Origin of the sequence: Paractinoplanes brasiliensis, from assembly GCF_004362215.1 — a bacterium.
Taxonomy (GTDB): Bacteria; Actinomycetota; Actinomycetes; order Mycobacteriales; family Micromonosporaceae; genus Actinoplanes; species Actinoplanes brasiliensis.
In genome coordinates, this window is the sequence record NZ_SNWR01000001.1 from 5,523,226 (window position 1) to 5,548,254 (window position 25,029).

Here is a 25,029-nt window from a genome sequence, read left to right on the forward strand (position 1 = left end):
AAAGGTGAACGGAAGGTTAACGGGAGGACGTTTCGAATGGTGGATCCGGGTAAAGCGGGTCGCCATGCCGGACCTCGAGCGACACGGGTGTGCAGTGACTGAAGCATTGATGACCAGGGGTTTCTGGCGGCCGCCGCTGACCGGCCAGGTGCCGAAGGTCGAGCTCAAGGTGGCCGTCGCGCCGGACGACCTGCGCATGCTCGGCGCCGACCTGAGCGGCGGGGCGCTCCGCCGGGTCTACTTCCTCGACACCATCGACCTGGCCCTGCAGCGCCACGGCTTGATCGTCCGGATCCGGAGCACCGCGGGGCGCAGCGCCGACGCCGTGGTCAAGTTGCGTCCGGTGTTGCCCAAGGCGCTGCCGGGCTGGCTGCGCCGTGACGACGGGTTCGCAGTCGAGATCGACGCGCTGCCCGACAACTACGCCTGCTCGGGCACCCTCAAGCGGCGTCTCGGCCGGCGCGACGTCGAGCGTGCGGTCGAAGCCGGCAAGCCGCTGGCCCGGCTGCTCTCCAGCCGGCAGAAGCGCCTGCTCACGGCGTACGCGAATGTGCCGTTGAACGCCCTGCTCACGTTCGGCCCGGTCGAGGTGCGGCGCTGCCGGCTCACGCTCGCGGCGCTCGACCATCCGCTGGTCGCCGAGCGGTGGAAGTTCCCCGACGGCTCGGTCATCGCCGAGTTGTCGACGCGCTGTCCGACGCAGCGGGCTGCCGAGATCGCCGACGAGACGTCGAGCGCGCTCCGGGCGTACGGGATCATGCCCGACGTCGAGGCGCAGGTGACCAAGACCGAGGCGACGCTGCGCTATTTCAGCGCCTGACGCCCCTGAGGCCCTGCGGCTGCTGAGCCCCCTGCGGCTACTGAGCCTGCTGAGGTTGCTGAGGCGCGTGAAGGCCCAGAGCGCGCGCCCGTGCGACCACCTGACCCCGCTCCGAGCTCGGGAAACGGTCGAGCATGGCACGCAGCTCGGCCGCGGTGACGTTGGCGCCGAAGGCCTCGGTGCCGGGCTCGAGGCGTACGCCCTCAGCCAGCGTTCCCGCGATCACCGGGTCGAACCCGAGATCGTCGACCAGCGCCGCCACCGCCTCGACGTCGGCCGGGCCGTCACCGGCGACCGCGATCGCCTTACGCCCCGCAGTCCCCGCCGGCCGAGCACCCTCCTCGAGGTCGTGGTAGCCCATGTGGTTGAACGCCTTGACCACCCGCGACCCGGGCAGGAAGGCCTGCACGATCTCGCTGGACGAGGTGCGCGGGTCGGTCAGGTCGTCGCGGATGCCGTCGACCTCCCACCAGTAGTTCATGGCGTCGACGACGATCTTGCCGCGCAGCTGCTCGACCGGAACGCCGCGATACTTGCCCAGGGGCAGCGCGAGCACCACCACGTCGGCTCGGGCCGCCGCGTCGGCCGAGGTGGTGGGCTCGGCCCCGGGCGCCAGCACGCCGACGATCAGGCGGATCTTCGAGACGTCGCCGGAGCCGGAGATGAGCACCTTGTGCCCGGCGGCCAGCGCGAGCCGGGCCAGGACGGTGCCGACTTTTCCGGCGCCGAGGATGCCGATCGTGGTCATGGCTGAGTCACCTTTCAGTCGGCCAGCAGGTCGCGGGTCATCGGGATGACCTTGGACCCGAACAGCTCGACGGCACGCAGGCGGGCGGAGGCCGGGATCGAACCGGCGCTGTAGATCATGTCGAACCGGCCGACGCCGAGCACCTTGATGGCGCGGGCCATCTTGCGGGCCACGGTCTCGGGCGAGCCGATGTAGAGCGAGCCCTGCTCGACCTCGTAGTCGAACTCTTCCTTGCGCAGCGGGGGCCAGCCGCGCAGCGCGCCGATCCGGTCGCGCATGACCTTGAAGCGCGGGTAGAACACTTCCTTGGCCTCCTCGTCGGTGTCCGCGACGAACCCCGGCGAGTGCATCCCGACGGGGTGCGCCTTGGTGCCGAGCTGGTCGGCGGCCCGGCGATAGAGATCCACGTACGGGGCGAAGCGGTCGGGCATGCCGCCGATGATCGCCAGCATCAGGGGCAGACCGTACCGCGCTGTGCGGACGACCGACTGCGGGGAGCCGCCCACGCCGACCCACGTCGTCAACCGGCCCGAGTCGGTCTTGGGGAAGACGTCGGCGTCCACGAGCGGGGCCCGGGTGGTGCCGCTCCAGGTCACCGGCTTCTCGTCGAGCAACTGCACGAACAGCTCGATCTTCTCTTCGAAGAGCTTGTCGTAGTCGGCCAGGTCGTAGCCGAACAGCGGGAACGACTCGGTGAAGGATCCGCGGCCCAGGATGACCTCGGCGCGGCCGTTGGAGAGCGCGTCGACGGTGGCGAAGCGCTGGAAGACGCGTACGGGGTCGTCGGAGCTCAGCACCGTGACACCGGACGCCAGATGGATGCGCTCGGTCTTGCCGGCGATGCCCGCGAGCACCGTCTCGGGGCTGGAGATCGCGTACTCCGGGCGGTGGTGCTCGCCGAGCGCGATCACGTCGACGCCCAGCTGGTCGGCCAGCACCGCCTCGTCGACGACCTGGCGGATCGCGTCGCCGTGCGAGAGCAGGTTGCCGTGGTCGTCCTCGGGCAGGTCTCCGAACGTGTCGAGACCGAAGGTGAGTTCCGTCATCATGACCCCCTCAAGCTGATTGACGTGTCAATTATGCCCGCTACTATTGACACGTCAATCACAGGAGGTGGAGTTGTGAGCACCGGCACCCGGAGGTTCCCGACCCGCGACGAGCTCCGCGTCTGGCGCGACTTCCTCGAGACGGGTGAGCTGCTGAGAGGCGAGATGGCGGCCCGGCTGCAGCAGTCGTCCGGGCTCTCGCCGGGGGACTATGCGGTGCTGCTCGCGCTGAGCGAGGCCGCCGGTCACCGGCTGCGGTCGTCCGAGCTGGCGGCCACCATCGGCTGGGAGCGCAGCCGGCTGTCCCATCACCTGGGCCGCATGGAGAAACGCGGGCTGATCCGCCGCGAGGAGTGCGCCACCGACAACCGGGGCGCCGAGGTGGTGCTGACCCCCGACGGCCTGGCCGGCTTTCAGGAGGCGACCCGCCCCCACCTGCGCGACATCCGCGAGATCTTCGTCGACGCGCTGACCCCGCAGCAGCTCGAGGCGGCGGGTGAGATCGCGGCCGCGCTGCGCGCCCACCTCGTACGGGGGTAGAAAGGTCCTCATGGCTCGCATAGCGGTGACCGGTGGCAGCGGCAAACTCGGCCGCGCCGTGGTCAAGGATCTGCTCGATCACGGCAACGACGTCGTGAACCTCGACCTGACCCCCGGAAATGATCCGCGGGCCCGGTGGACGAAGACCGACTTGTCCGATTTCGGCCAGGCGGTGGGCGTGCTGACCGCGGTCGACGACCGCTACGACAAGATCGACGCCGTGGTGCACCTGGCCGCGATCCCCGCCCCGGGCCTGCTGCCGAACGCGGCGACCTTCCACAACAACATCACGGTCACCTACAACGTCTTCGCCGCCGCCCGCACGGCCGGGATCAAGACCATCGTGTGGGCGTCCAGCGAGACAGTGCTCGGCCTGCCGTTCGACACCACGCCACCGCCGTACCTGCCCGCCGACGAGGAATATCCCGCCCGCCCCAACTCGTCGTACTCGCTGGCCAAGCACCTCGAGGAGCAGATGGCGGCCCAGTTCTGCCGCTGGGACCCCACGTTGACCATGGTCGGCCTGCGCTTCTCGAACGTCATGGACCCCGACGACTACAAGACCTTCCCCTCGTACGACGCCGACCCGCACTCGCGCAGCTGGAACGCCTGGGGTTACATCGACGCCCGCGACGGAGCCCAGGCCGTGCGGCGCGCCCTCGCGTACGGGGAACCCGGTGTTGAGGTCTTCGTGATCGCCAACGCCGACACGGTCATGAGCCGGTCCAGCGCCGCCCTGGCCGCCGAGGTCTTCCCCGGCCTGCCGGTGAAGAAGGAACTCGGCGAACACGAGACCCTGCTCTCCATCGACAAGGCCCGCCGCCTCCTCGGCTACGAGCCCGAGTTCACCTGGCGCTCGTAGGGGTCCTCGGGTGATGTAGCCTCGGTGTCAGGTCATGAGCGCCAGCGTGAAGCCCCGGCTTGCTGGCCGGCAACCCTTGCGTTCGCGATGGGGTGCCCCGGGTGAGGACCAGGTCTGCGTCCGCCCGGGCGCGGGCAAGCGCGAGCCCGTGGAGGCATCCTCATGTCCGATCGTCTCGATGTCGTCGGCGCCGACCTGACCGTCACCCTCACGTCCGGCGAGCAGCGACGCTTCACCCACCTCGACTACGCGGCCTCGGCGCCCTGTGTGCGGGCCGCTGCCGACGCCGTACGTGATCTGCTCCCGCACTACGGCAGTGTGCACCGCGGCGCCGGGCTGCGTTCGCAACGGTCGACGCTGGAATACGAGCAGGCCCGGGACATCGTGGCCGAGTTCGCCGGCGCCCGGGACGGCGACACCGTGATCTTCACGCGCAACACCACCGACTCGCTCAACCTGCTGGCCCGCGCGCTGCCCGAGGGCACGACGACGATCGTCTTCGACGGCGAGCACCACGCCAACCTGCTGCCCTGGCCCACGCCCGTGCGCCTGCCGGCGCCGGCCGACCCCGAGGACGCGATCCAGTCGGCACGTTCCGCTTTTGCCTCCGTACGCGGTCCCGGGCTGCTCGCCGTGACCGGCGCGAGCAACGTGACGGGGGAGATCTGGCCGCTGCGCGAACTCATCGAGGTCGCTCACTCGTACGGGGGAAGGGTGTTGATCGATGCGGCCCAGCTCGCGCCGCACCGGCCGATCAGCCTGAGCGACACGGGGGCCGACTACGTCGCGTTCTCCGGGCACAAGCTGTACGCGCCGTTCGGGGCGGGTGTGCTGGCCGGGCGGGGCGACTGGCTGAACGCGGCCGAGCCCTACCTGCGCGGCGGCGGGGCCAGCACGTCCGTCGGCGACCAGGCGGGCGACGTCGTGTGGGCGACCGGCCCGGCACGGCACGAGGGCGGCACCCCCAACCTGATCGGCGCCGTCGCCCTGGCCGCCGTCTGTGACGCGCTGCTGCACGCCGACCGCGCGAGCCTCGACGAACACGAGCGGAGCCTGCTGGCCGCCCTGCCCGAGGGGGTCACCCTTTTCGGCGGGAAGCAGCCGCGCGTCGGCATCGTCTCGTACGCCGTGCCCGACCCGGCCGCCGTGGCCGACCGCCTGGCCCGCGAGCACGGCATCGGCGTACGGGCGGGAATGTTCTGTGCCCACCCGCTGGTGCGACGCCTCGGCGGTGGCGGCGACTGCGGAACCGGTGGTCTGCTGCGCGTGAGTTTCGGCCTCGGCAGCACTCACGACGACATCGACCGGTTGCTGCGCGCCTTTGACGAACTCGGGGTGCGCGGCATTCTTTGAGGCATGACTCAGCCGCGTGCCGTCGCTGTGGTGCTCTCCGAGGGCCGCGTCCTGGTGATGAAGCGATACCTCAAGCACCCCCGCACCTGCGCGATGTGCCCGCGCGGCACCCTGGCCTGCGCGGGCCACGACTACGCGGTGCTGCCCGGCGGGGGCGTCGAGCGCGGCGAGTCGTTCGAGGAAGCGGTCGTGCGCGAGCTGCACGAGGAAACCACGCTGACCGCCCGCATCGAACGGCAGCTCTGGTCGGGCCGGCACGTCAGGCGTCGCGCCGTCTACTTCCTCATGACCGATGTCGAGGGCACACCGACGCTCTCCGGCGAGGAGGCCGCCGAGAACAACCCCCTGAACAGTTACGAGCTGCGGTGGGCCACCCCCGACCAGTTCGACGAGCTGAACCTGTTCCCCCGCAGCATCCACGAACGCCTGACGGAGCTGATGTGACGGTTGCTGTTGCCGCACCACACCCGGATGCTGTTGAGGCCGCGCGGGCGGTGGTAGCGGACGGGGGGAACGCGTTCGACGCGGCGCTCGCGGCGGCCGCGGCGCTCACCGTGGCCTATCCGCACCAGTGCTCGGTCGGCGGTGACCTGGTCGCCATGGTGCGTCCGGCCCATTCCCCCGTACGGGCTGTCCTTTCCATCGGCGCCGCGGCGCGTGCTGTGGATGTGGCAGCGCTGGGCGATCGGATGCCGGTGCGCGGTCCGCAGACGGTCACCGTTCCCGGGGTGGTTGCGGGGTGGGCCGCCGTGCACGGGTTGGGGGCGCGGTTGCCGCTCGGCAAGCTGCTCGCGTTCTCAGTGCGGCTGGCCGCCGACGGTGTCGACGTCGCCCCCGGTCTGCGAGCCGCGATAGCCGCTGGGTCCGACGTGATCCGGGCCGATCCGGGCCTGTCCGCGGTGATGCTGCAGCCCCGCCTCGTGCAGCAGGCCCTGGCCGAAACCCTCGCAGCCATCGGCCGTGACTGGCGGTCGTTCTACACCGGACCGATCGTTGCCGGGGTGCGCGCCCTGGGCAGCCCGCTCGCCGAGGAGGATTTCGCGGCCCACGTCGCCGAGGTCGGAGACCCCTTGCGTACGGTCGTCGGCGGCGTCACCTGGCATGCCGCGCCGCCGCCGGTGCAGGGCGCCACTTTCCTCGCGGTCGCCGGTTCACGGTCGTTGCTCGCCGACAGCCGCCGGGCACAGTCCGCCCGCGACGCCTTCCTCGGCGACCCCCGCAGCGGCCCGATTCCCCTCAGCAACCTCCTTCTCCGTACGCCGGAACAAGCGTCCCCCGTCCCCGAGCCGCGGCCGCCGTCCGCGCCGGACCGGATGCGCCGGGCGAGCGGCGACACGGTGGCTGTGACCGCAGTCGACGACGAGGGCAACGCCATCGCGCTCATCCAGAGTGTCTTCGAGAGCTTCGGCGCCGGGTTGCTGGAGCCGTCGACCGGGGTGGTGCTGCACAACCGCGGCTCGTCGTTCCGCCTCGACCCCTCGCACCCCGGGCACATCGCTCCCGGCGTACGTCCTCCGCACACGCTCTGCCCGGCGATCGCCACCACTGCCGACAGCGTGATCGCCCTGGGTTGTCAGGGCGGCCGGGCCCAGCCGTGGATCCTGGCCCAGCTCGCCTCCGAGGTCCTGTCGGCCGACGACCCCGGCGAACTGGTGGCCCGCCCCCGCTGGATCCTCCGGGGCGACGACCTGATGCTCGAACCCGGCGTGCCTGTGCCGCCGGGAGCCGACGGGCTGACGGTCACCACCGTGCCGGGTCCGCACGACGACGCCGGGCACGTCCAAATGTCCCGCTCGCGCTCCGGCCGGCTCGACGCCGGAAGCGACCCCCGAGCCGACGGCCTGGCAGCGGTCCTGCCGTGACCGTCCGCCGACGGCTTCGCTCCCTGGCCGCGCTGGAGCTGCTCAACATCCCCCTGCAGGCGGTGGTGTGGTTCGGCGCGATCGGCCTGCCGCCCTCGTGGCCCAACATGGTGGGCTTCGCGCTCTTCGCCCTCCTCCTGCTGCAGGGCGCCGCGTACTGGCGTGCCAAACTCCGCGCCCTGTCGCCCCCTCAGCGCGCCTTGCCGTGGCGGCCCTTCTTCCTCGCGGCCCGCGCCACGAACCCGATCCTGCTGCTCGCCGGCATCGCGCTGACCGGATACGCCGCCGTCACCGACCCCGGCCGCTCGTCCTGGCCGGGCTTGGCTTTCGCTGTGTTCGCCGTCCTGGAATACATCAACTACTTCCACCTCCAACTGGCCAACGACACCCGAGCCGACCTGCGCCGCCTACGCCACCACGGCCTGCGCCGCTCCCACCTGGCCCGAGACCTGTCCCGTCCCCCGCCGGTGTGATGTGCTCAGTGGCCGCTGGAATGGTGCTGGGGTGTGCAGCAGGAGCCGCCGCTGGTGACAACGCTCGGCTGCGGCGTGCAGCAGGCCTTGCCCCGCCAGGCGTCGCGGCCCTCTTTGACCGCGACGGCCGCGATGACCAGCGCGGCGATCGGGTCGGCCCAGGGCCGGCCGAACAGGCTGTTGACGCCCAGCCCGATCAGCAGCACGGCCGACAAGTAGGTGCACAGCATGGTCTGCTGCGAGTCGGCGACCGCGGTGCGTGAGCCGAGTTCGCGACCGGCGCGGCGCTGAGCGAAGGACAATCCCGGCATGACGGCCAAGGACACGGCGGCGAGCGTGAGGCCGATGGTGGAGTGCCCGGCGTGGTCGTCGCCGAGCAAATTGCGTACGGATTCGGCTGTCACGTAGGCGGCGAGCGCGAAGAACGAGATCGCGATGATCCGCAGGGCGGCCCTTTCCCGGCGTTGGGGGTCGCGGCCGGCGAACTGCCAGGCCACCGCGGCGGCCGAGGACACTTCGATCACGGAGTCGAGGCCGAAGCCGATCAGCGCGGTCGAGTTCGCGGCAGCGCCGGCTCCGATGGCGATGACGGCTTCGACGACGTTGTAGCTGATGGTGGCGGCGACGAGCAGCCGGATCCGGCGGATCAGCATCGCGCGGCGCGCCGGGACGGGACCGGCGGGGAGCAGCGGCAGGTCCATCAGCAGCAGCCCTTGATCGCGGCGTCGGGGCAGGCGGCCGGGTCGACCGCCAGGACCAGGCCGAGCAGGCTGTCCAGCGCCTGCCGGATCTGAGGGCCGGCCAGTTCGTAGCGGGTGCGCCGGCCCTCGGGGACGGCCACGACCAGGCCGCAGCCGCGCAGGCAGGCCAGATGGTTGGACATGTTCTGCCGGGTGACGCCGAGCAGGTCGGCCAGTTCGGCGGGGTAGCCGGGGCTTTCGCGCAGCGCGAGCAGGAGCCGGGCCCGGGTGGCGTCGGACAGGGCGTGACCGAAGCGGGCGAGAACTTGACCGTGTGTCACCGTCTCCACCGGCTCACAGTACAGCGAAACATGTATTCAGCAAACGCTGTATTGATGAGGAGGTGAGCAGGTAGGCGAGGCGGACAGGTCGGCGTGGTGCGCTTCGAAGAATCGCTGGAAGGCGGCCTCGGGATCGGTCACGCGGTCCTTTCCGGGCAGTGGGCTGCTCACCTGTTGGTGGAGCACTGACGCGGAAAGGTTGCTCGTTCATCGCGGGAATTCCCGGGCGACTAGCATCGTCAAGGTTCCCGCGACTTTCATTGCCCGAAGGAGATCACCGTGTCCGCACCCCGTACCCCCGCTGTGGCCGACCCCCTAGTCGTCCCAGCCGGGACTACGGCCGCCGATGCGGTGGCCGCAGCCGGCCTGCCCACGACGGGTCCCAAGGCGGTCGTGGTCGTGCGCGACGCCGGCGGCCGCCTGCGTGACCTGGACTGGCGTCCCGAACTCGACACCGACGTGACCCCGGTCGCGATCGACGAGCCCGACGGCCTCGACGTGCTGCGCCACTCCACCGCGCACGTGCTGGCCCAGGCCGTGCAGGACACGTTCCCCGAGGCCAAGCTGGGCATCGGCCCGCCCATCCGGGACGGCTTCTACTACGACTTCGACGTGCCTAAGCCGTTCCAGCCCGAAGACCTGAGCAAGCTCGAGAAGCGGATGCAGGAGATCGTCAAGGCCGGGCAGAGCTTCCGCCGCCGGGAGTACAGCTCGCTCTCCGAGGCCAAGGTCGAGCTGGCCGACGAGCCGTACAAGCTGGAACTGGTCGACATCAAGGGTGACGTCGACGACGCCGAGCTGTCGACCGTGGGCGCCGGCGAGCTGACCCACTACGACAACCTCGACAAGGACGGCAAGCGCGTCTGGGGTGACCTGTGCCGCGGGCCGCACCTGCCGACGACCCGGCTCATCCCGGCGTTCAAGCTGATGCGCTCGGCAGCCGCGTACTGGCGTGGCTCGGAGAAGAACCCGCAGCTGCAGCGCATTTACGGTACGGCGTGGCCGTCGCGCGACGAGCTGAAGGCGTACCTGAACCGCCTGGCCGAGGCCGAGCGCCGCGACCATCGCAAGCTGGGCACCGAGCTCGACCTGTTCTCGTTCCCCGACGAGATCGGCTCCGGGCTGGTCGTGTTCCACCCCAAGGGCGGCATCATCAAGCGCGAGATGGAGGACTACGTTCGCGCCCGCCACATCGAGGAGGGTTTCCAGTACGTCAGTTCGCCGCACATCACCAAGGAGGGGCTGTTCCACACCTCCGGGCACCTGCCGTACTACAAGGACACCATGTTCCCGCCCATGCAGCTGGAGGGCGCGGACTACTACCTCAAGGCCATGAACTGCCCCATGCACAACCTGATCTTCAGGTCGCGGGGGCGGTCCTACCGTGAGCTGCCGCTGCGCTTCTTCGAGTTCGGCACGGTCTACCGGTACGAGAAGTCGGGTGTGGTGCACGGACTGACCCGCGTACGGGGTCTGACCCAGGACGATTCCCACTCGTACGTGACGGCCGAGCAGGCCCCGGGCGAGATCAAGCACCTGCTGAACTTCGTCCGCTCGCTGCTCGACGACTTCGGGCTCGACGACTACTACCTGGAACTGTCGACCCGCGACCCCAAGAGCGACAAGTTCATCGGCACCGACGAGCAGTGGGCCGTGGCGACCAAGGTGCTCGAGGACGTGGCCGCCGAGTCCGGTCTGGAACTGGTGCTCGACCCGGGCGGCGCGGCGTTCTACGGCCCGAAGATCAGCGTGCAGGCCAAGGACGCGATCGGCCGTACGTGGCAGATGTCGACCATCCAGTACGACTTCAACCAGCCGGCCCGCTTCGGCCTGGAGTTCCAGGCCGCCGACGGCACCCGCCAGGAACCGGTGATGATCCACTCGGCCAAGTTCGGGTCGATCGAGCGGTTCTTCGGCGTGCTGGTCGAGCACTACGCGGGCGCTTTCCCGGCCTGGCTGGCGCCGGTGCAGGTGGTGGGCATCCCGATCCGTGACGACCACGCCGACTACCTTTCGGCTTTCGTGGAGAAGCTGCGGGCGGCGGGGGTGCGGGCCGAGGTCGACTACTCCACCGACCGCATGCAGAAAAAGATCCGCACGGCGCAGCAGCAGAAGATCCCGTTCATGGCCATCGCCGGTGACGACGACGTCAACGGGGGCACGGTCAGCTTCCGCTACCGCGACGGCTCGCAGCGCAACAACGTCCCCGTCGACGAGGCGGTCGCCCACGTGGCCGAGATCGTCAAGTCCCGCACGAACGTGAGCCCCTCAGCCGCCTGACCCGGTGTTCTTGAGACGGGCCGACGTCTGCAGGTGAGGCGTCGGCCCTTCCGTACGCGGCGGCGCGGTCCCCGGCTGCGGGTCAGCGCGCGGTGATCCAGGCGGCGACCTGCGTCCGGCGGCTGAAGCCCAGTTTGGTGCGGATGTGCTCGACGTGGGCGGCTGCGGTCTTCGGGGCGATCGTCAGCGCGGCGGCGATCTCACGGTTGGTCAGTCCCCGGGCGACGAGACGGGCGACCTCGAGCTCTCTCGCCGACAGAACCGGATCCCCGGGAAGGTCTGATCCGGCGCGACGGCCGTTCGGCGCCGGAAGGCGGGTGCTGACCTGCGGGTCGCGACCGGGGCGGTTGCTGATTTGCGGGTCGCGACCGGGGCGGTTGCTGATCTGGGGGTCGCGACCGGGTGGTGTTGCCGCGGCCGAGGCGTACGCCGTGGTGGCTGCGGCTCGGAAGCGGGCGGCGTCGGCCGGGCGTCGGGAGCGGGTGGCGCAGCGGGCCTGGTCGAGCAAAACCGCGGTGCCCTCCCAGAAGCGGTGGCGGGCGGACCAGAACGCGGCCGCGGCGGCCAGCGTCTGACGGGCCTTGCCGGTTTGGCCCTCGTGCAGCTGGATCAGGCCCACCGCGTGGTCGAGGGCGCCCAAGGTGCCGGGAATGGACCGCAGCTCCAGCAACGTGGACGTGCGGTCGAGCCACCCGCGGGCCGCCGTGACGCCCGAGTGGGCCAGGTAGGCCCGGACGCCCGTGACGACGTACGGGAAAAGGTAGGCGGCATCGCGGACGGCGGCCGACGCCTCGTAGCCCTGTTCGCATCGGCTCACGGCGGTGCCGTGATCACCCTGGGCCAGCGCCGTCTCGGCCAGGCCCCACCAGGCGGGGGAGAGACGTTGCAGCTCGCGCATGCCCGCGGCCAGGCGCTCGGCGGTTTCCAGGTGACAGACCGCTTCCTCGTACGATTCCACGCCCATCGCCAGATAACCGAGGACGTGCCGGGCCGTGATCTCGGTCGTGATCCCGCCGCGGCCATCGGTCAGCGCCTGGCGGGCTGTCGTCGCGGCGGCCGCCCAGTCGCCGGTTGCCCACTGCACGTGGGCCAGGTGCGCCGCCATGTAGTGCCGGTCGTTGAACTGTTCCACCCGCTCCGCGTAGGCGATGCCCTCGGCCAGCGTCGTCGCGGCCGTGTCGTAGTCGACCAGCACCGACATCGACGTGCCGAGCATCCGGTAGGCCCGCGCCGCCTGGGCCTCGAGCCGCAGGCCGGACGCCCGGTCGATGGCGTCGCGCAACAGGGCCGTGCCCTCCGGGGTGCGGCCCGCGAACAGCAGCACCGAGCCGACCGTGGCGTCCAGGTGGCAGCGCACCCGATCGTCGACGACGAGGGCGCGGGCCCGTTCGCCGTCCGCGAGCGCCTCGTCGAGGCGGCGGTCCAGCATGTACGCCGCGGCCAGCTCGGCGTGGATCTCGCCAGGGTGCTCGGCCGGCGGCAGCGCCGCCCGCAGCGCCGCGGCCCGCTCGTCGAGGCCCGCGCCGAGCAGGTGCCGTACGGCCACCCAGTCGGGCACGAGAGCCGCCGCGCCCGCCTCGTCGCCCAGGGCCAGGCGCACCTCGTACGCCTCGGCGTAGCAGGCCGCGGCCTCAGCGTTCTCGTCGATCGAGGCCAGTTCGCAGGCCAGCGCCACCAGCAGAGCGGCCCACTCGGCGCGGGGCAGCCCGGCCGGCCAGGTGCGGCGGGCCCGGCGATACAGCTGGGCGGCCTCGCGGTGGGCCGACAGCGCGGACGCCTCGCTTGCCGCGGCGCGCGCGTGCCGGAAGGCCTCGTCGAACCTTCCCGCGCGCTCGTAGTGATCGCTGGCCAGGGCGTCCGGGAAACCCGCGGCGGCCGCTCCGGCGTGCAGGTCGCGGCGCCGGTGCGGGGTGATGTCGGCGTAGAGGGCGTCGCGGATCAACGCGTGCCGGAAGTCGTAGCCGGACCGGTCGGCGCCGGGCTTCACGAAGAAACTCTCGATCAGCTCGCGCAGCGCCTCGTCCACGGCGTCCGGCGGCTCACCGGTCAGCGCGGTGAGCAGGTCGAGGTCGAACGACCTGCCCAGCACCGCGGCCGCCTCGGCCAGCCGGCGGGTGCCGGGCCGGAGCAGGCTCGCGCGGGCCAGCACGGCGTCGGCCAGCGTCTCGGGCACCTCCTCGGAGAGGCCACCGTGGGAGGGCGGGCCGGGGTCGGGGGTGACAGCCAGGAACTCCTCGACGTGCAGGGGGATGCCGTCGCTGCGGTGGTGCAGGCTCTTGGCCGCGGCGGTGGCCAGCCCGGAACCGGTGATCGCGGCCGCCAGCACGGCGGTCTCGGCCGCGCCCAAGCGGGGAAGCCGCACCTCCTCGGCGAGCCGCTGGGTCAGCAGGCGGGTGCGCCACTGCCGCATCGGCACGCGCGGATAGAGCTCGTCGCTGCGATACGTGCCCACCACGAGCAGCCGGCTCGCGAGGGCATGCCGGGCCAGCCGGGCCACCACGTCGAGCGTGAGATCGTCGGCCCAGTGCAGGTCCTCCAGCGTGATCAGGAAGGGCGCCGGACGGGGGCCTGCGATCAGCTCGGCCAGGTCGGCCACCAGCAGGCGGCGCCGGTGGGCCGCGTCCCCCTCGGCCAGCTCGTACAGCCGCTCGCCGAGGCGTTGCCCGGCCGCCGCGGTCTCGGGGTCACGGCGCAGCTCGGCGCCGAGGTCGGCCAGCAGGCCCCCGGCCACCTCGACGTCGCCCGGCGCGGCGGCGGCGCCGGCCACCGCGTAACCCAGGGCACGGGCCCGGCGGACGATCTCGGCGAGCAGCCGGGTCTTGCCGATGCCGGCCTCACCGGCGAGGAACAGCAGCTCGCCGGTGGGCGCGGCCAGGCGCCGGTCGGCGAGGGCGAGCAGGTCCTCGCGGCCGATGAGCACGGGGCTGGCCACCACGCCCGAACTTTAGGTCGTCCGACCGGGCCTTCGTAGGTGCTCTGACCGATGTCCGACCGTCCCGCCGACACCAACCTGGGGGCATGGCGAAATTCATGGATGTACACAGCGGATTCCACGGGGTCACCCCGCAGCAGCTGGCCGACGCGCACGACGCCGACCTCAAGATCGAGGGGGAGGAGGGCGTCCACTTCGAGCGGGCCTGGCTGGACCCGGAGGCGGGCAAGGTCTTCTGCCTGAGTTCGGGGCCGAGCAAGGAGGCCGTCATGCGGATCCACGAGCGGGCCGGCCACCCGACGACCGAGATCTACGAGCTGTCCACCGAGGTCTGAGCCGGAACTACGCGGGCAGGGCCGCCTGCTTCCGGGCGGGCGGCCGTTCCGGCGTACGGGAAAGGCGGAGCCAGACCACGAAGCCCCAGATCACGAACGCGGCGTAGACGGCGTACAGGATTGCCGAGGGGTAGTAGCCGAAGTGCAGCAGCTCGGCCCGAAGGCGTTGCCGACGATCTCGCGGTAATAGATCGCCTGATCGGCGGTCACCTGCCACTTGGCGGTGTAGAACGCGGTCAGCAGTTGGTCGAGCCAGGTCACGGCTCAGCGTAGGCCGGGCGGGGGCATAGTGGGTACGTGACGTCCCCCTCGTGCCCGACCGCGACCCGCCTCTACGACCAGGGCAAAGTGATCGCGCAGGACTTCGGCTACGACCAGGTGGCCGGGATGCTCGAGAAGCACCCCGGCGCCGTGCTGTGGCTCGACCTGTTCGCGCCCGAACCCGCCGACCTGCAACGGGTGGCCGAGGAGTTCCAGCTGCACCCGCTGGCCGTCGAGGACGCGATGACCGATCACGAGCGGCCCAAACTCGACCGCTACCCCCACCACGTCTTCCTCAACGTGTACGCCGTCGACATCGCGACCAGGGAATCCGAGACGCGCTTCGGCAAGACGGAGATCAGCGCCTTCGTCACGCCCCGGGCCCTGATCACGGTGCGCAAGTCGCCCAGCGACACCTCGAAGTTCGTCGACCGCTGGGACACCGTGGCCGACCTGGGCGCCGCCGACGGGGTCGGTTTCCTGCTCTACGGCCTGCTCGACGTGGTCGTCGACGGGCAGTACGCGGCCACCCAGCGCCTCGACACGGCAATGGACCAGGTCGAGGACGCGCTGCTCGAAGAGGGCGGGGCCGCACGACCCGTACGCATGAAGGCCATCGACCAACGCAAGCTGCTGGCGGCGCTGCGCCGGGCCGTCGCGCCCATGCCCGAGCTGGTGGGCCAGGCCATGCGGGCCGATCTGGGCCTGGTCGACGCCGAGCTGCGGCCGTACTACCGCGACGTCGAGGACCACACCCAGCACACCCTGGACGAGGTCGAGCACCTGCGCGACCGGATCGACGCCCTGTTGCAGGCGGACACCGCCGAGCAGGGCAACGTTCTCAACGACACCACCCGCAAGCTGGCCGCCTGGGCCGCCATCATCGCCGTGCCGACCGCGATCACCGGCTATTTCGGGCAGAACCTGCCGTACCCCGGCTTCGAGAAGTTCTCGGGATTTCTGGTGAGCACGGCGTCCATCCTGGCCGTCTCGGTCCTGCTCTACCTCTATCTCAAACGCCGCGGCTGGCTCTGAGCCGCGGGCACCCGGAGGCCTCCCGGGTCGCGTAACCTCCCGGGTGATCCGGCCGGGGGAGGCACTCATGTTCACGCTCATCTGGGGCGCGGTGCGGACCCGCACGGCCCAGGTGCTGACCGTGCTGGTGCTCACCGCGCTGGCCGCTGCCGTCGCCGCTGCCGGACCGTGGTTCGCCTACGCCGGCATGAACCGCGCGGCCACGGCCGACGTGACCGCCGCCCCGGCCGAGCAGCGGCTGCTGTCGGTGCGGCAGATTGCCGACACCGAGGGCGACCCTCGGGCCGCGATCGACGACCTCACCTCGAGGGTGCAGGGCCAGTTGCCGCTGCCCCAGGCCGATCCGGTGACCGGGCTGGCCCTGCCGCTCACGGCCCGCCTCGGCGGTGGCAACCCGTCCATGAACCTCGCCTTCCGCGAGGATTTCTGCGCCCACGTGGAGCTCGAGGGCGCCTGTCCCGCCTCGCCCGGGGAGGCGGCGATCAGCGTGGCCGCCGCGCAGCGGCTGGGTCTGCGGATCGGTGATCCCTTGCCGCTGCGGGCGTCGCTCGCCTCGGCCCCGATCGTCCTGACTGTTGTGGCAACGTTCACCTACAACGACTCGGACGGCGCCTACTGGGGCAACTCGCTGTTCGAGGCGAACGGCGGCAGCCTCGACCCCGCCTTCACGCCGATCGCGACGTTCCAGCGGGAACAGCTCGGGGAGCCGACCGTCACCTTCGACCTCACCGTGCCGGACGAACTGCTGCGCGGCGAGGACGGGTTCCGGCTCGGCCCGGTGCTGCGCGAGGCCGAGGCGGGCCTTGCCGCCTCGGGACTGCGGCTGGTCAACGCGACCGGGCCGCTGCTCGAGGCGATCGAGCGCAACCGGCACGAGATCAAGGTCGGCGTCGTCGTCGCCATGGCGCAGACGCTGGTGCTCACCTGGTTCGCGATCGGCCTGGCCGGCCACTACACCGGGCGCGACCGGCGCGGCGACGCCGCCCTGCTCAAGCTGCGTGGCAGCACCCGGTCCGCGACGCTGCGGCTGGCCTGGGGGCAGCACCTGGTGCCGCTCGGCGCGGGCGCGCTGATCGGCCTGCCGTTCGGCTACCTGCTCGGACGGTGGCTGGCCGGTCCCGTCGCCACGGTCGCCGAGCAGCGGGCGGCGCTGCTGCTCTCGGTGGCCGCGGTGGCCGCGGTGCTGCTCGGCGGTCTCGTCGTGCTCGCCGTGGTCGAGGCCGTGGCGCTGCGCCGCCCGGTCGCCGACCTGCTGCGCGAGGTCGGCTCGGGCCGCGGCGACTGGCGTGGCGGGCTGGCCGACCTGCTCCTGCTCGTGATCGCGGTGGCCGCCGTCTATCAGGCCCGGTCGAGCGCGCCCGACAGCGGGCTGGCGCTCGCCGCGCCGGGCCTGGTCGCGCTGGCGGTGGCGTTGCTGGTGGCCCGGCTGCTCGGCCGCGTGGCCTCCCAGGGGGGCGGCCGGGCGATGCGCTCGGGTCATCTGCGGCTCGGCCTCACGTCGGTGCAGGTCTCGCGGCAGCCCGGCAGCGAACGGGTGTTCGCCTTCGTCGTGGTCGCGGTCGCCCTCTTCGCCACCACCCTGGGTCTCGCCCTCGGCGACAACCGTGCGCGGACTGAGCGCAGCGAGGCCGAGCTGGGTGCCGAGCGGGTGCTTACGGTACGGACGCCCACCCGCACCACGCTGCTGCACGCCGTGCGCCGAGCCGACCCTGAGGGCGATCAGGCCATGGCCGTGGTCGTCGACCGCGACAGCATTCCGCCCGTGCTTGCGGTCGACAGCTCCCGGTTGGCCCGGGTGGCGAACTGGCGACCGGTCTACGGCCCGCCCGGCCTGCTCGCCGCAGCCACCGCCGAAAACCCCGGCCCCGATCCCACGCCTGCCGTCACCGGCGAGCGACTCACCCTGCGGTTGCGCAACGACAGCCGGGAACCGGTCGCGCTGGGTCTGTCGCTGCAGCACGAGGGCACCGGCGAGGCCGTCCAGGTGCGGTTCGGCACGTTGCGCCGGGGCGAGCAGTCGCTCACCGCGCCGGTCACCGGGTGCCGGGCGGCGCCCGGCTGCCGCATCCTGCGCTGGCAGTTCAGCGCCCCGGTCGACGCGAACGGCAACGTCCCGCCTCCTCCGGCCGGCAGCGCTGTCACCCTGCGGGAACTGACCCAGCAGGGTCCGGCGGCCGAGATCCTCGGCCGCAGCCGGCTCGGTGACATCGCCCGGTGGCGGTCCGGCACGGACGTCGCGGCCCTGGACATCGCCACGGTGGACGAGGGGCTGCGCATCGCGAGCGACGAGAACGGGTTCGGCAGCCCCGATGCCGGCATTCACGTGTACGCCGTGGACAGTGTCATGCCGCCGCCGGTCGTGCTGGCCGGGCCGCCGCCCGGCGAGTGGCGGTTCCAGGAGCCGTCGATGTCGTCGCTCGGCGACCAGCCGGTTCCGGTCCGGGTCGAAGGCGCCGCTCGCGTGCTGCCCGCCCTGGGCCCCAGGGGTCTGCTCGTCGACCTCGAGACCAGCCGCCGCATCGCCGGCGACGCCGACGTGCCCGGTGAGTTCGAGGTCTGGCTCGCGCCCGGGGCCGGCCCGGGGGTGGTCGAGGCGCTCCGGGGGGCCGGACTCGTCGTCACCGGTGAGGACACGGTGGCTCGCCGGTCGAGCCGGCTGGCCGAGCAGGGACCGGCCGCGATCGCCCGGTTCGGGCTGCTCGGCGGGGCGGTCGGGCTGCTGCTGGCGGCCGCGACGCTGGGGGTGGCCGGCGCGGTCGACCGGCGCCGGCGGCTCGAGCATCTGCGGGTGTTGCGTCTGCAGGGGCTCCCGCTCTCAGCGGCGGTCGGCACGGCGTACGCGGGGGCATGGGTCCTGATCGTGGCGGGTGTGGTGGTGGGGCTGGTGGCGGCGGTGATCGCCGACCCGTTGGCGCGCGTGGCGGTGCGCGGCTTCACCGACGGGTGGGACGTGCTGCCGCTGCCGGGCGCTCTCGGGTGGCCGGCCGTGGGGCTGGCCGGGCTGATCGCCTTCGGGCTGCTCGGCCTGGTCGGGTGGCTCTCGGTGCTGCCGCTGGTGCGTGGGCTTCGCGGAGGGATGACGGGCCGATGATGTCGCTGGTGCTGGCCATGGTCTGGACCAGGCGGGGACAGGCCGTCACGCTGGCCCTGCTGTCCCTGTTCGCGGTCGCCTCCGCCGTCGCCTCGCCGGCCTACCTGACGGCGATCGACCGGGCGATCGCGGCCGGCCAGATCCAGACGTCCACGCCCGCCGAGCGCAGCCTGGTCATCACCGGCATGCAGGACGCCCGGCAAGACAGCGGCGCACCCGACTTCACCGACGTCGGTCCCGCCCTGATCGAGCTGCCCGGGTTCACCTACATCTTCGGCTCGTCCTACCCGGTCATCGGGCTCCGGCCGGACGACCGCAACGCCGACCGGATGGTGTTCCGGCAGGACGTCTGCGCCCACCTCCGCATCCTCACCGGCCGCTGCCTGGTCGGCGAGGACGACATCGTCGTCGGGACGGCGACGGCCCGGCGTCTCGGTCTGACCGCGGGCGACCAGGTCTCCCTGAGGTTCGCGGCGTACGTCGAGATGCCGCGGCCGCAGTGGGTGCCGGACGGTGAACCCCGGCGGCTCGTCGTCGCCGGCACCTACGAGGTCGACGACCCCGACGACGTGTACTGGGGCACCCACGGCTACTTCGCCACCCTTCCCGGCGTGGGCGCCGCGGAGCCCGTCTTCACCGGTGCGACGACGTTCAACACGACGGACCACGGCCTGACCGACCTGTCCGTCGACGGGCTGGCCGGCCCCGGCGCGCTCGACCCCGACCGGCTCGGTGAGTTGCGGGCCGGTTTGCAGGGGCTGATCGACAAGGCCCGCGAGATCGGCCCCAGCCTGCAGGTCAACACCGCCATCCCGGCCCTGCTCGACCGCATCGACTCGGGCCGGGCGACGGCCCACCTGCTGGTGCCGGTGCTGGCCGTCCCGCTCGTGCTGCTCGCCTGCTTCAGCATCTTCCTGGCGGTCGGCTACGGCACCGAGGGCCGCCGGCCCGAGCTGGCGGTCGTCGCGTTGCGCGGCGCGCGCTGGTGGACCCGGTGGTGGCTGGCGATCGGCGAGAGCCTGGCGGCGATCGTGGTCGGCGCCGTGGCCGGTTGCCTGGCCGGGCAGCTGCTGGTCAACGCGGTGGCCGCGGCCCGGTTCCCCGGCGTCGGCATCGAGGAGGGCTGGGCCTCCCTGCGGTACGCGCCCTACGCCGCCCTGGCCGCGCTGGCCGCGGCCGTGCTGGCCCAGCGGCGCCAGCTCGTCAGCCCGGTGGTCACGCTGCTGCAGCGCCCGGTGACCGCCGGCCGCCACCGCGCGATCACGCTGGACGCCGTGATCGTGTTGCTCGCCGTCGTCTCCGTCGGGCAACTCGTGATCACCGACGGGTCCCTCACCGGCATCGGCCTGCTTGCCCCCGCCCTGGTCATGCTGGCGCTCGCTCTACTCGCCGGGCGGGCCCTGCTGCCGCTGGTCACCCGGTACGCCGCCGGGGCGCTTGCCGCCGGCCGGCTCGCTCCCGCGCTGGCCGGCTTCCAGCTCTCCCGCCGTCCCGGCGCCCAGCGGCTTTTCGCGCTGCTGGTCGCGACCGTGGCCGTGGCCGGGTACGCGACCTGCGCGATCGACGTGGCGGCCCGGGGCCGGGTCGTCCAGGCCGAGCTCGGTGTCGGCGCGACCCGCGTGCTCGAGGTGGAACCGGTGTACCGCAGCCGGCTGCTGCACGCGGTACGGCAGGTCGACCCGGAGGGCCGGTTCGCCATGGCGGCGGCCCGGCTGCGCAACAGCGACGGCCGTGAGCCGCTGGGCCTGGCCGTCGACTCGACCCGGCTGACCACCGTGCCGACCTGGCCCGACGACGCGCCACCGAGCGATGAGGTGGCCCGCGCGCTGCGCCCGGAGGCGCCCGCCGCGCCCACGATCGGCGGGCCTGATCTCAGCGTCAAGGCAACCGCGGCCGGCATCGTGAAGGGCAAGGAGTTGCGGCTCAACGTGTCCGTCTCGTCGCTGACCGGGCTCGGCGAGACCAAGGTCGCGCTGGGCGACCTGCGCCTGGGCGAGTCGGTCTACCGGCAGCGGGTCGACGCGTGCGAACAGGGCTGCCGCGTCAACGGTTTCCAGCTCCAGGTCAACGGCAACGTGGTCGGCGTGACCGGCGAGGTGACCATCGAGAGCGTGAGCGGCGGCTCCTCCGGGCTGACGGACGCGGGCCGATGGCGGATGGAGCGGCACGGCCGGATCAGCGCCACCCCCGAGGGCCTGCGCATCGAGGTCGACGAGCCCGGCGCGATGCCCGAGGGCGCCTGGGCGCAGCCGGTCGACACGCCCTACCCGTTGCCCGTGGGATACGCGGGGGGCCGCCCGCCCGGGAACGTGCTGACCGGTCTCGACGGCCGGACGATCGCGGTCACCGGGGTCGTCGGCCTGCCCGCCGTGCCGCGCCTGGGCGAGCACGCCAGCCTGGTCGACCTCGAGTACGCCGACCGGCTGGCCACCGACGCCACCCCGGCCCTGCTGCCCGAGATCTGGCTCAACGCCCGCGCGCCGGCGGACGTGGTCGACAGGTTGACCGCCCAGGGCCTGAAGATCCGCTCCGACACCCGGTCGGCCACGGTCCTCAGTCAGCTCGCCGAGCAGGGCCCGGCCCTTTCGCTCTGGTTCCACCTGCTCGCGGGCGGCCTCGCCGTGCTGCTCGGCGCCTTCGTCCTCGTGCTGGCGGCCGCGGTCGACCGGGCCCGCCGGGTCGAGGATCTCTCGGCGCTGCGCGTGCAGGGCCTGCGCCGCCCGACCATGAGCCGGGCCACGCTGTGGACCTATCCGGCGCTGGTCGGCATCGCCGCGGTGACCGGCATGCTGATCGCGCTGGCCGGGTGGGCGGCGACGGCGTGGGCGCTGCCGCTGGCCGGGGTCGACCCGGTCCAGCTGCCGTTGCCGTCCTGGCCCCGGGTGCTGCTCCTGGTCGGCGTGACGGTGCTCGTGCTCGTCGTGCTCGCCGCCGTGGCCCTGGCCACGGGCCGCGATCTCCGCCGTCGAATAACGCCTTCCTGAGGGGACCACTGCGTGAAGACACTCAGCGTCGTCGGGGCCGACCTCGCCTGGGACAGCGACCGTACGGTGCTGCGGGGCCTGTCGGTCGAGGCCCGCCCGGGGCAGATCCTGGCCGTCACCGGCACGTCCGGGGCCGGCAAGTCGACTCTGCTCAGCGCGATGGCCGGTCTGCTGCCCCCGGTCGCCGGCGAGGTGCTCGTGGACGGCGAGCGGCTCACCGGCCGCGACCAGGCCGTGAAACTCGGCGTCGTGCTGATCCCGCAGGACAACGGCCTCGCGGCGATCCTGACGGCGGCCGAGAACATCTCGGTCGCTGTCATCGCCACCGGCGGCACCGCGGCCGAGGCGCGCCGGCGCACTGCCGAGGCGCTCGAGCCGCTGGGGCTCTCCGGTCAGGCCAACCAGCTCATCGAGGAACTGTCGGGTGGGCAGCAGCAGCGCACGGCGATCGCCCGTGGGCTGGCCCTGCGGGGCGACATCCTGCTGGCCGACGAGATCACCAGCGAGCTCGACGCGGCCAACCGCCAGCGGGTCATGGAGCTGCTGCGAGCCGAAGCCACCCGCGGCGCCGCCGTCGTCTTCGCCACCCACGACCCGGAAGCCGCCGCCGCCTGCGACCGCGAGCTGCACCTGGGCGACGGCGAAGCCGTCTGGGTGCGTGCCTAGACGACGGTTTCGGTGCCGCCCGGGACGAGGGTGACCTCGCCGTCGAGGTGCTGCACGGTGAACAGCGTGCCCGGCGGGTACGAGCCGAGCACCTCGGGCGGCAGCTGCACGGTGCCGTCCCCCGCGACCACGGCGAAGTCCTGGCCGTCGCGGCCCTCGGCGCCCACGCGGCCGTCGCGGATGGTTACTGCTCGGCCGAGGCGGGCGCCCACCTCGTTGTCGTGCGTGACCACCACGATGGTGGTCTGGCGTTCGGCGTTGACCGTCTCCATGGCGGCCAGCACCTCGTCGCGGCCGGCTGTGTCCAGGCGGCTGGTGGGCTCGTCGACCAGCAGGAGGCCGGGGCCGGTGGCTATGCCGACGGCGAGCGCGGCGCGTTGACGGCCGCCGGGGGTCAGGTCGGCGAGGCGCTGACGGCCCTGGCCAGGCAGCCCGACCAGGTCGAGGATGCGGTCGGGGTCGTCGAGCGTGATGCCGCGGGTGTGCGCCGCACGGCGTTGTGCCAGCCAGATGTTGCGATGCAGGGACGCGTACGGGAGAAGGTTGCGGGCCGCGCCCTGCAGGACCACGCCGATCTCGGTGCCGCGAAGCCGGGAGATCTCGCCGTCGGAGAGCTTGCCCATGTCGTACGTGCCGATGTTGATCCGCCCCGCCGACGGCCGCATCAGACCGGCCAGCAGCGCGATCAGCGTCGACTTTCCCGACCCGGACGGCCCGACCAGCGCGATCGTCTCACCCGGGGCGATCGACAGGTCGACCCCGGCCAGGGCCACCACGTCGCCCGCCTCGGCCCGATAGATGTGCACCACGCGCCGGCAGGCGACAGCGAGTCCGTTCATCGTGCCAACCTAGCGTTCCCCGGGGCCGCGTTTCGTCCCCTCGGGCCCGGCATTTTAGGGTGAGGCACGTGCGTGACATCGCCGTTTTCTCCGGATCCGCCCATCCAGACCTTGCCGCCGAGATCTGCGACCACCTCGGGGTGCCGCTGCTTCCCACCCGTACGTCCCGGTTCGCCAACGACTGCATCGAGGTGCAGCTGCAGGCCAACTGCCGGGAACGGGACGTCTTCCTGATCCAGCCGCTGGTTCCGCCCGTACAGGAAAATCTTGTCGAACTGCTCTTCATGCTCGACGCGGCCCGGGGCGCCTCGGCGGGGCGCATCACGGTCGTCCTGCCGCATTACGCGTACGCGCGCAGTGACAAGAAGGACGCCCCACGCATCTCGATCGGGGGCCGCCTGGTCGCCGACCTGCTGACCACCGCTGGCGCCGACCGAGTGCTCGCCATGACGTTGCACTCGCCGCAGGTGCACGGCTTCTTCAACATCCCCGTCGACCACCTGCACGCGCTGCAGGAACTGGCCCGGCATTTCCGCGGGTACGACCTGAGCAACACGGTCGTCGTCTCGCCCGACCTGGGCAACGCCAAGGAGGCGGCCGCTTTCGCCCGGCTGCTCGGGGTCGGCGTCGCGGCCGGCGCCAAGCAGCGGTTCGCGGACGACAAGGTCGTGATCAGCACGATCATCGGTGAGGTGGCCGACCGCGACGTCATCGTGCTCGACGACGAGATCGCCAAGGGCAGCACCGTGTTCGAGCTGCTCGACCGGCTGCGGGAGCGCAACGTCCGCAGCGTACGGGTGGCCTGCACACACGGGTTGTTCGCGGCGAACGCGGTGCAGCGGCTCTCGGAGGAGAAGGAGATCGAGGAGATCGTCTGCACGAACACGGTGCCGGTTCCGGCCGGTGGACGCACCGACAAGCTGACGATTCTGTCGGTGGCGCCCGCGCTGGCCGAGGCGATGCGCCGCATCCACAACGGCGAGTCCGTCAGCGCCCTGTTCGCATGAGGGTGCTCGACGCGCTCCTGGCCATGCAGCGGCAGAGCTGGGAACAGGGTGTCGCCTCCCAGGCCGCGCTGGATCTGGGGCGCGACGACCTGGCCCGGCTGATGGCCGAGTCGGCGGTGGCCCGGCAGGCCCCGGACGGTCGTCTGGGCGGCCCCGACGACAACCTGGTCAACGGGGCGGCGTGCGGGGAGGCGGTCGTACGGGCCGGTTTCGCCGGCGCCGCCCGGCGGCAGTTGACGTGGCTGCTGTCCGAGGCCCCGCGCGCCACGGACGGCACTCTTTTCCACGTACGGGCGGAGGTGTGGGCCGACAGCATCTACATGGTGCTGCCGTTCCTGGCGTGCTCGGGCGAGCTGAAGGAGGTCGTGCGCCAGGTCCGTGGGCATCGGCGGGTGCTGTGCCGGGACGGCGTCTACTCCGCTGCCGATCCGGGGCGGCCGCAGCGCTGGGGCGGCGGGAACGGCTGGGTGGTGGCGGGCATTGCCCGAGCCGTACGGCTGGCGCCCGAGCTGTTGGCGACCGAGCTGCCGGGGCATGCCCGGGAGGTGCTGGACGCGTGCCTGAGGTTTCGCCGCGACGACGGGTTGTTCCACGACGTGCTGGACGATCCGTCGACGTTCCGTGAGACCAACGCCGCGCAGATGTTCGCGTACGCGGCCCTGACCGGGGTTCACGACGGGTGGTTGCCGGCGTCGTACGAGGGTGTGGGTCGTTCGCTGCTGGCCGCGGCCGCGCGCGAGGTGGACGCGTACGGGCTGGTGCGGGGTGCTTGTGGTGCTCCCACGTTCGACCGGGCGGGAACCTCGGCCGAGGCGCAGGCCTTTCACCTGGTGGCGACCGTGGCCGCCGGGAAACTGTAGTGCGGGGCTTTTGA

General features: G+C 72.1%; 22 protein-coding genes and 1 riboswitch. Of the genes, 15 read left to right on the forward strand and 7 right to left on the reverse strand.

The genetic code is table 11. From position 1 onward, the window contains the following. Positions 1 to 109 precede the first annotated feature (109 nt). On the forward strand, positions 110 to 820 hold the full coding sequence (locus C8E87_RS25020) for a CYTH domain-containing protein (protein WP_133875345.1): 711 nt from the start codon (positions 110 to 112) through the stop codon (positions 818 to 820). Between the two features lie 37 nt (positions 821 to 857). On the opposite strand, the gene C8E87_RS25025 is transcribed toward C8E87_RS25020, so the two are convergent. Further along, on the reverse strand, positions 858 to 1,568 hold the full coding sequence (locus C8E87_RS25025) for an NADPH-dependent F420 reductase (RefSeq protein WP_133875346.1): 711 nt from the start codon (positions 1,566 to 1,568) through the stop codon (positions 858 to 860). Between the two features lie 14 nt (positions 1,569 to 1,582). Continuing rightward, positions 1,583 to 2,614, reverse strand: coding sequence for an LLM class flavin-dependent oxidoreductase (locus C8E87_RS25030; RefSeq protein ID WP_133875347.1), 1,032 nt, complete (start codon positions 2,612 to 2,614; stop codon positions 1,583 to 1,585). A gap of 75 nt (positions 2,615 to 2,689) precedes the next feature. Here C8E87_RS25030 and C8E87_RS25035 point away from each other — a divergent pair, with 75 nt between their 5' ends. The 6 genes from C8E87_RS25035 to C8E87_RS25060 all read left to right on the forward strand — a co-directional run bounded on the left by C8E87_RS25035 (position 2,690) and on the right by C8E87_RS25060 (position 7,704). Further along, the gene (locus tag C8E87_RS25035; protein ID WP_239080032.1) at positions 2,690 to 3,154 is read left to right on the forward strand and encodes a MarR family winged helix-turn-helix transcriptional regulator; all 465 of its coding nucleotides are present in this window, start codon (positions 2,690 to 2,692) and stop codon (positions 3,152 to 3,154) included. A gap of 10 nt (positions 3,155 to 3,164) precedes the next feature. Continuing rightward, a complete protein-coding gene (locus C8E87_RS25040; protein ID WP_133875349.1) occupies positions 3,165 to 4,016 on the forward strand; it encodes an NAD-dependent epimerase/dehydratase family protein in 852 nt (283 codons plus the stop codon). Between the two features lie 30 nt (positions 4,017 to 4,046). Continuing rightward, positions 4,047 to 4,163, forward strand: a riboswitch (SAM riboswitch). A gap of 15 nt (positions 4,164 to 4,178) precedes the next feature. Next, the gene (locus C8E87_RS25045) at positions 4,179 to 5,369 is read left to right on the forward strand and encodes an aminotransferase class V-fold PLP-dependent enzyme (RefSeq protein WP_133875350.1); all 1,191 of its coding nucleotides are present in this window, start codon (positions 4,179 to 4,181) and stop codon (positions 5,367 to 5,369) included. A gap of 3 nt (positions 5,370 to 5,372) precedes the next feature. Further along, positions 5,373 to 5,813, forward strand: a complete 441-nt coding sequence (locus C8E87_RS25050) for an NUDIX hydrolase (RefSeq protein WP_133875351.1) — start codon at positions 5,373 to 5,375, stop codon at positions 5,811 to 5,813. Beyond that, positions 5,810 to 7,231, forward strand: coding sequence for a gamma-glutamyltransferase (locus C8E87_RS25055; RefSeq protein WP_133875352.1), 1,422 nt, complete (start codon positions 5,810 to 5,812; stop codon positions 7,229 to 7,231). The genes C8E87_RS25050 and C8E87_RS25055 overlap by 4 nt, the downstream gene beginning before the upstream one ends. Then, positions 7,228 to 7,704, forward strand: a complete 477-nt coding sequence (locus tag C8E87_RS25060) for a hypothetical protein (protein ID WP_133875353.1) — start codon at positions 7,228 to 7,230, stop codon at positions 7,702 to 7,704. Before C8E87_RS25055 ends, C8E87_RS25060 begins: the two co-directional genes overlap by 4 nt. A gap of 5 nt (positions 7,705 to 7,709) precedes the next feature. On the opposite strand, the gene C8E87_RS25065 is transcribed toward C8E87_RS25060, so the two are convergent. Continuing rightward, positions 7,710 to 8,405 carry a cation efflux transmembrane domain-containing protein gene (locus tag C8E87_RS25065; protein ID WP_133875354.1) on the reverse strand — a complete coding sequence of 232 codons (696 nt, stop codon included), beginning with the start codon at positions 8,403 to 8,405 and terminating at the stop codon, positions 7,710 to 7,712. Continuing rightward, positions 8,405 to 8,734 carry an ArsR/SmtB family transcription factor gene (locus tag C8E87_RS25070; RefSeq protein ID WP_133875355.1) on the reverse strand — a complete coding sequence of 110 codons (330 nt, stop codon included), beginning with the start codon at positions 8,732 to 8,734 and terminating at the stop codon, positions 8,405 to 8,407. The genes C8E87_RS25065 and C8E87_RS25070 overlap by 1 nt, the downstream gene beginning before the upstream one ends. Positions 8,735 to 9,004: 270 nt before the next feature. Here C8E87_RS25070 and thrS point away from each other — a divergent pair, with 270 nt between their 5' ends. Continuing rightward, positions 9,005 to 11,005, forward strand: coding sequence for a threonine--tRNA ligase (gene thrS, locus C8E87_RS25075; protein ID WP_203720524.1), 2,001 nt, complete (start codon positions 9,005 to 9,007; stop codon positions 11,003 to 11,005). A gap of 82 nt (positions 11,006 to 11,087) precedes the next feature. On the opposite strand, the gene C8E87_RS25080 is transcribed toward thrS, so the two are convergent. Continuing rightward, on the reverse strand, positions 11,088 to 13,940 hold the full coding sequence (locus C8E87_RS25080) for an ATP-binding protein (RefSeq protein ID WP_133875356.1): 2,853 nt from the start codon (positions 13,938 to 13,940) through the stop codon (positions 11,088 to 11,090). 83 nt (positions 13,941 to 14,023) lie between these two features. On the opposite strand from C8E87_RS25080, the gene C8E87_RS25085 reads away from it, so the two are divergent. Further along, the gene (locus C8E87_RS25085) at positions 14,024 to 14,272 is read left to right on the forward strand and encodes an SCO4226 family nickel-binding protein (protein ID WP_133875357.1); all 249 of its coding nucleotides are present in this window, start codon (positions 14,024 to 14,026) and stop codon (positions 14,270 to 14,272) included. A gap of 90 nt (positions 14,273 to 14,362) precedes the next feature. On the opposite strand, the gene C8E87_RS45695 is transcribed toward C8E87_RS25085, so the two are convergent. Then, positions 14,363 to 14,533: a hypothetical protein gene (locus tag C8E87_RS45695; protein ID WP_239080031.1), complete on the reverse strand. Its 171-nt coding sequence runs from the start codon at positions 14,531 to 14,533 to the stop codon at positions 14,363 to 14,365. Between the two features lie 36 nt (positions 14,534 to 14,569). Here C8E87_RS45695 and C8E87_RS25100 point away from each other — a divergent pair, with 36 nt between their 5' ends. From C8E87_RS25100 to C8E87_RS25115, 4 genes are all read left to right on the forward strand, one after another. Next, entirely contained in the window at positions 14,570 to 15,568 is a 999-nt protein-coding gene (locus C8E87_RS25100) for a magnesium transporter CorA family protein (RefSeq protein ID WP_239080030.1), read from the forward strand. Positions 15,569 to 15,635: 67 nt separating this feature from the next. Continuing rightward, positions 15,636 to 18,659, forward strand: coding sequence for an FtsX-like permease family protein (locus C8E87_RS25105; protein WP_133875358.1), 3,024 nt, complete (start codon positions 15,636 to 15,638; stop codon positions 18,657 to 18,659). Further along, positions 18,656 to 21,643 carry an FtsX-like permease family protein gene (locus tag C8E87_RS25110; protein WP_133875359.1) on the forward strand — a complete coding sequence of 996 codons (2,988 nt, stop codon included), beginning with the start codon at positions 18,656 to 18,658 and terminating at the stop codon, positions 21,641 to 21,643. Before C8E87_RS25105 ends, C8E87_RS25110 begins: the two co-directional genes overlap by 4 nt. Positions 21,644 to 21,655: 12 nt before the next feature. Continuing rightward, positions 21,656 to 22,309 (forward strand): ABC transporter ATP-binding protein, encoded by a 654-nt coding sequence (locus C8E87_RS25115; RefSeq protein WP_133875360.1) that lies wholly within the window; start codon positions 21,656 to 21,658, stop codon positions 22,307 to 22,309. Here C8E87_RS25115 and C8E87_RS25120 read toward each other — a convergent pair. Continuing rightward, positions 22,306 to 23,148, reverse strand: coding sequence for an ABC transporter ATP-binding protein (locus C8E87_RS25120; RefSeq protein ID WP_133875361.1), 843 nt, complete (start codon positions 23,146 to 23,148; stop codon positions 22,306 to 22,308). The two genes, C8E87_RS25115 and C8E87_RS25120, sit on opposite strands and share 4 nt — an antisense overlap. Positions 23,149 to 23,216: 68 nt before the next feature. Here C8E87_RS25120 and C8E87_RS25125 point away from each other — a divergent pair, with 68 nt between their 5' ends. After that, on the forward strand, positions 23,217 to 24,155 hold the full coding sequence (locus C8E87_RS25125; RefSeq protein WP_133875362.1) for a ribose-phosphate diphosphokinase: 939 nt from the start codon (positions 23,217 to 23,219) through the stop codon (positions 24,153 to 24,155). After that, on the forward strand, positions 24,152 to 25,015 hold the full coding sequence (locus C8E87_RS25130; protein ID WP_133875363.1) for a glycoside hydrolase family 88 protein: 864 nt from the start codon (positions 24,152 to 24,154) through the stop codon (positions 25,013 to 25,015). The genes C8E87_RS25125 and C8E87_RS25130 overlap by 4 nt, the downstream gene beginning before the upstream one ends. Positions 25,016 to 25,029 lie beyond the last annotated feature (14 nt).

Coding starts and splice junctions, on each gene's coding strand:
- C8E87_RS25020 (WP_133875345.1), top strand. CDS start 110: ATGACCAGGGGTTTCTGGCGGCCGCCGCTGACCGGCCAGGTGCCGAAG.
- C8E87_RS25025 (WP_133875346.1), bottom strand. CDS start 1,568: ATGACCACGATCGGCATCCTCGGCGCCGGAAAAGTCGGCACCGTCCTG.
- C8E87_RS25030 (WP_133875347.1), bottom strand. CDS start 2,614: ATGACGGAACTCACCTTCGGTCTCGACACGTTCGGAGACCTGCCCGAG.
- C8E87_RS25040 (WP_133875349.1), top strand. CDS start 3,165: ATGGCTCGCATAGCGGTGACCGGTGGCAGCGGCAAACTCGGCCGCGCC.
- C8E87_RS25045 (WP_133875350.1), top strand. CDS start 4,179: ATGTCCGATCGTCTCGATGTCGTCGGCGCCGACCTGACCGTCACCCTC.
- C8E87_RS25050 (WP_133875351.1), top strand. CDS start 5,373: ATGACTCAGCCGCGTGCCGTCGCTGTGGTGCTCTCCGAGGGCCGCGTC.
- C8E87_RS25065 (WP_133875354.1), bottom strand. CDS start 8,405: ATGGACCTGCCGCTGCTCCCCGCCGGTCCCGTCCCGGCGCGCCGCGCG.
- C8E87_RS25085 (WP_133875357.1), top strand. CDS start 14,024: ATGGCGAAATTCATGGATGTACACAGCGGATTCCACGGGGTCACCCCG.
- C8E87_RS25105 (WP_133875358.1), top strand. CDS start 15,636: ATGTTCACGCTCATCTGGGGCGCGGTGCGGACCCGCACGGCCCAGGTG.
- C8E87_RS25110 (WP_133875359.1), top strand. CDS start 18,656: ATGATGTCGCTGGTGCTGGCCATGGTCTGGACCAGGCGGGGACAGGCC.
- C8E87_RS25120 (WP_133875361.1), bottom strand. CDS start 23,148: ATGAACGGACTCGCTGTCGCCTGCCGGCGCGTGGTGCACATCTATCGG.
- C8E87_RS25130 (WP_133875363.1), top strand. CDS start 24,152: ATGAGGGTGCTCGACGCGCTCCTGGCCATGCAGCGGCAGAGCTGGGAA.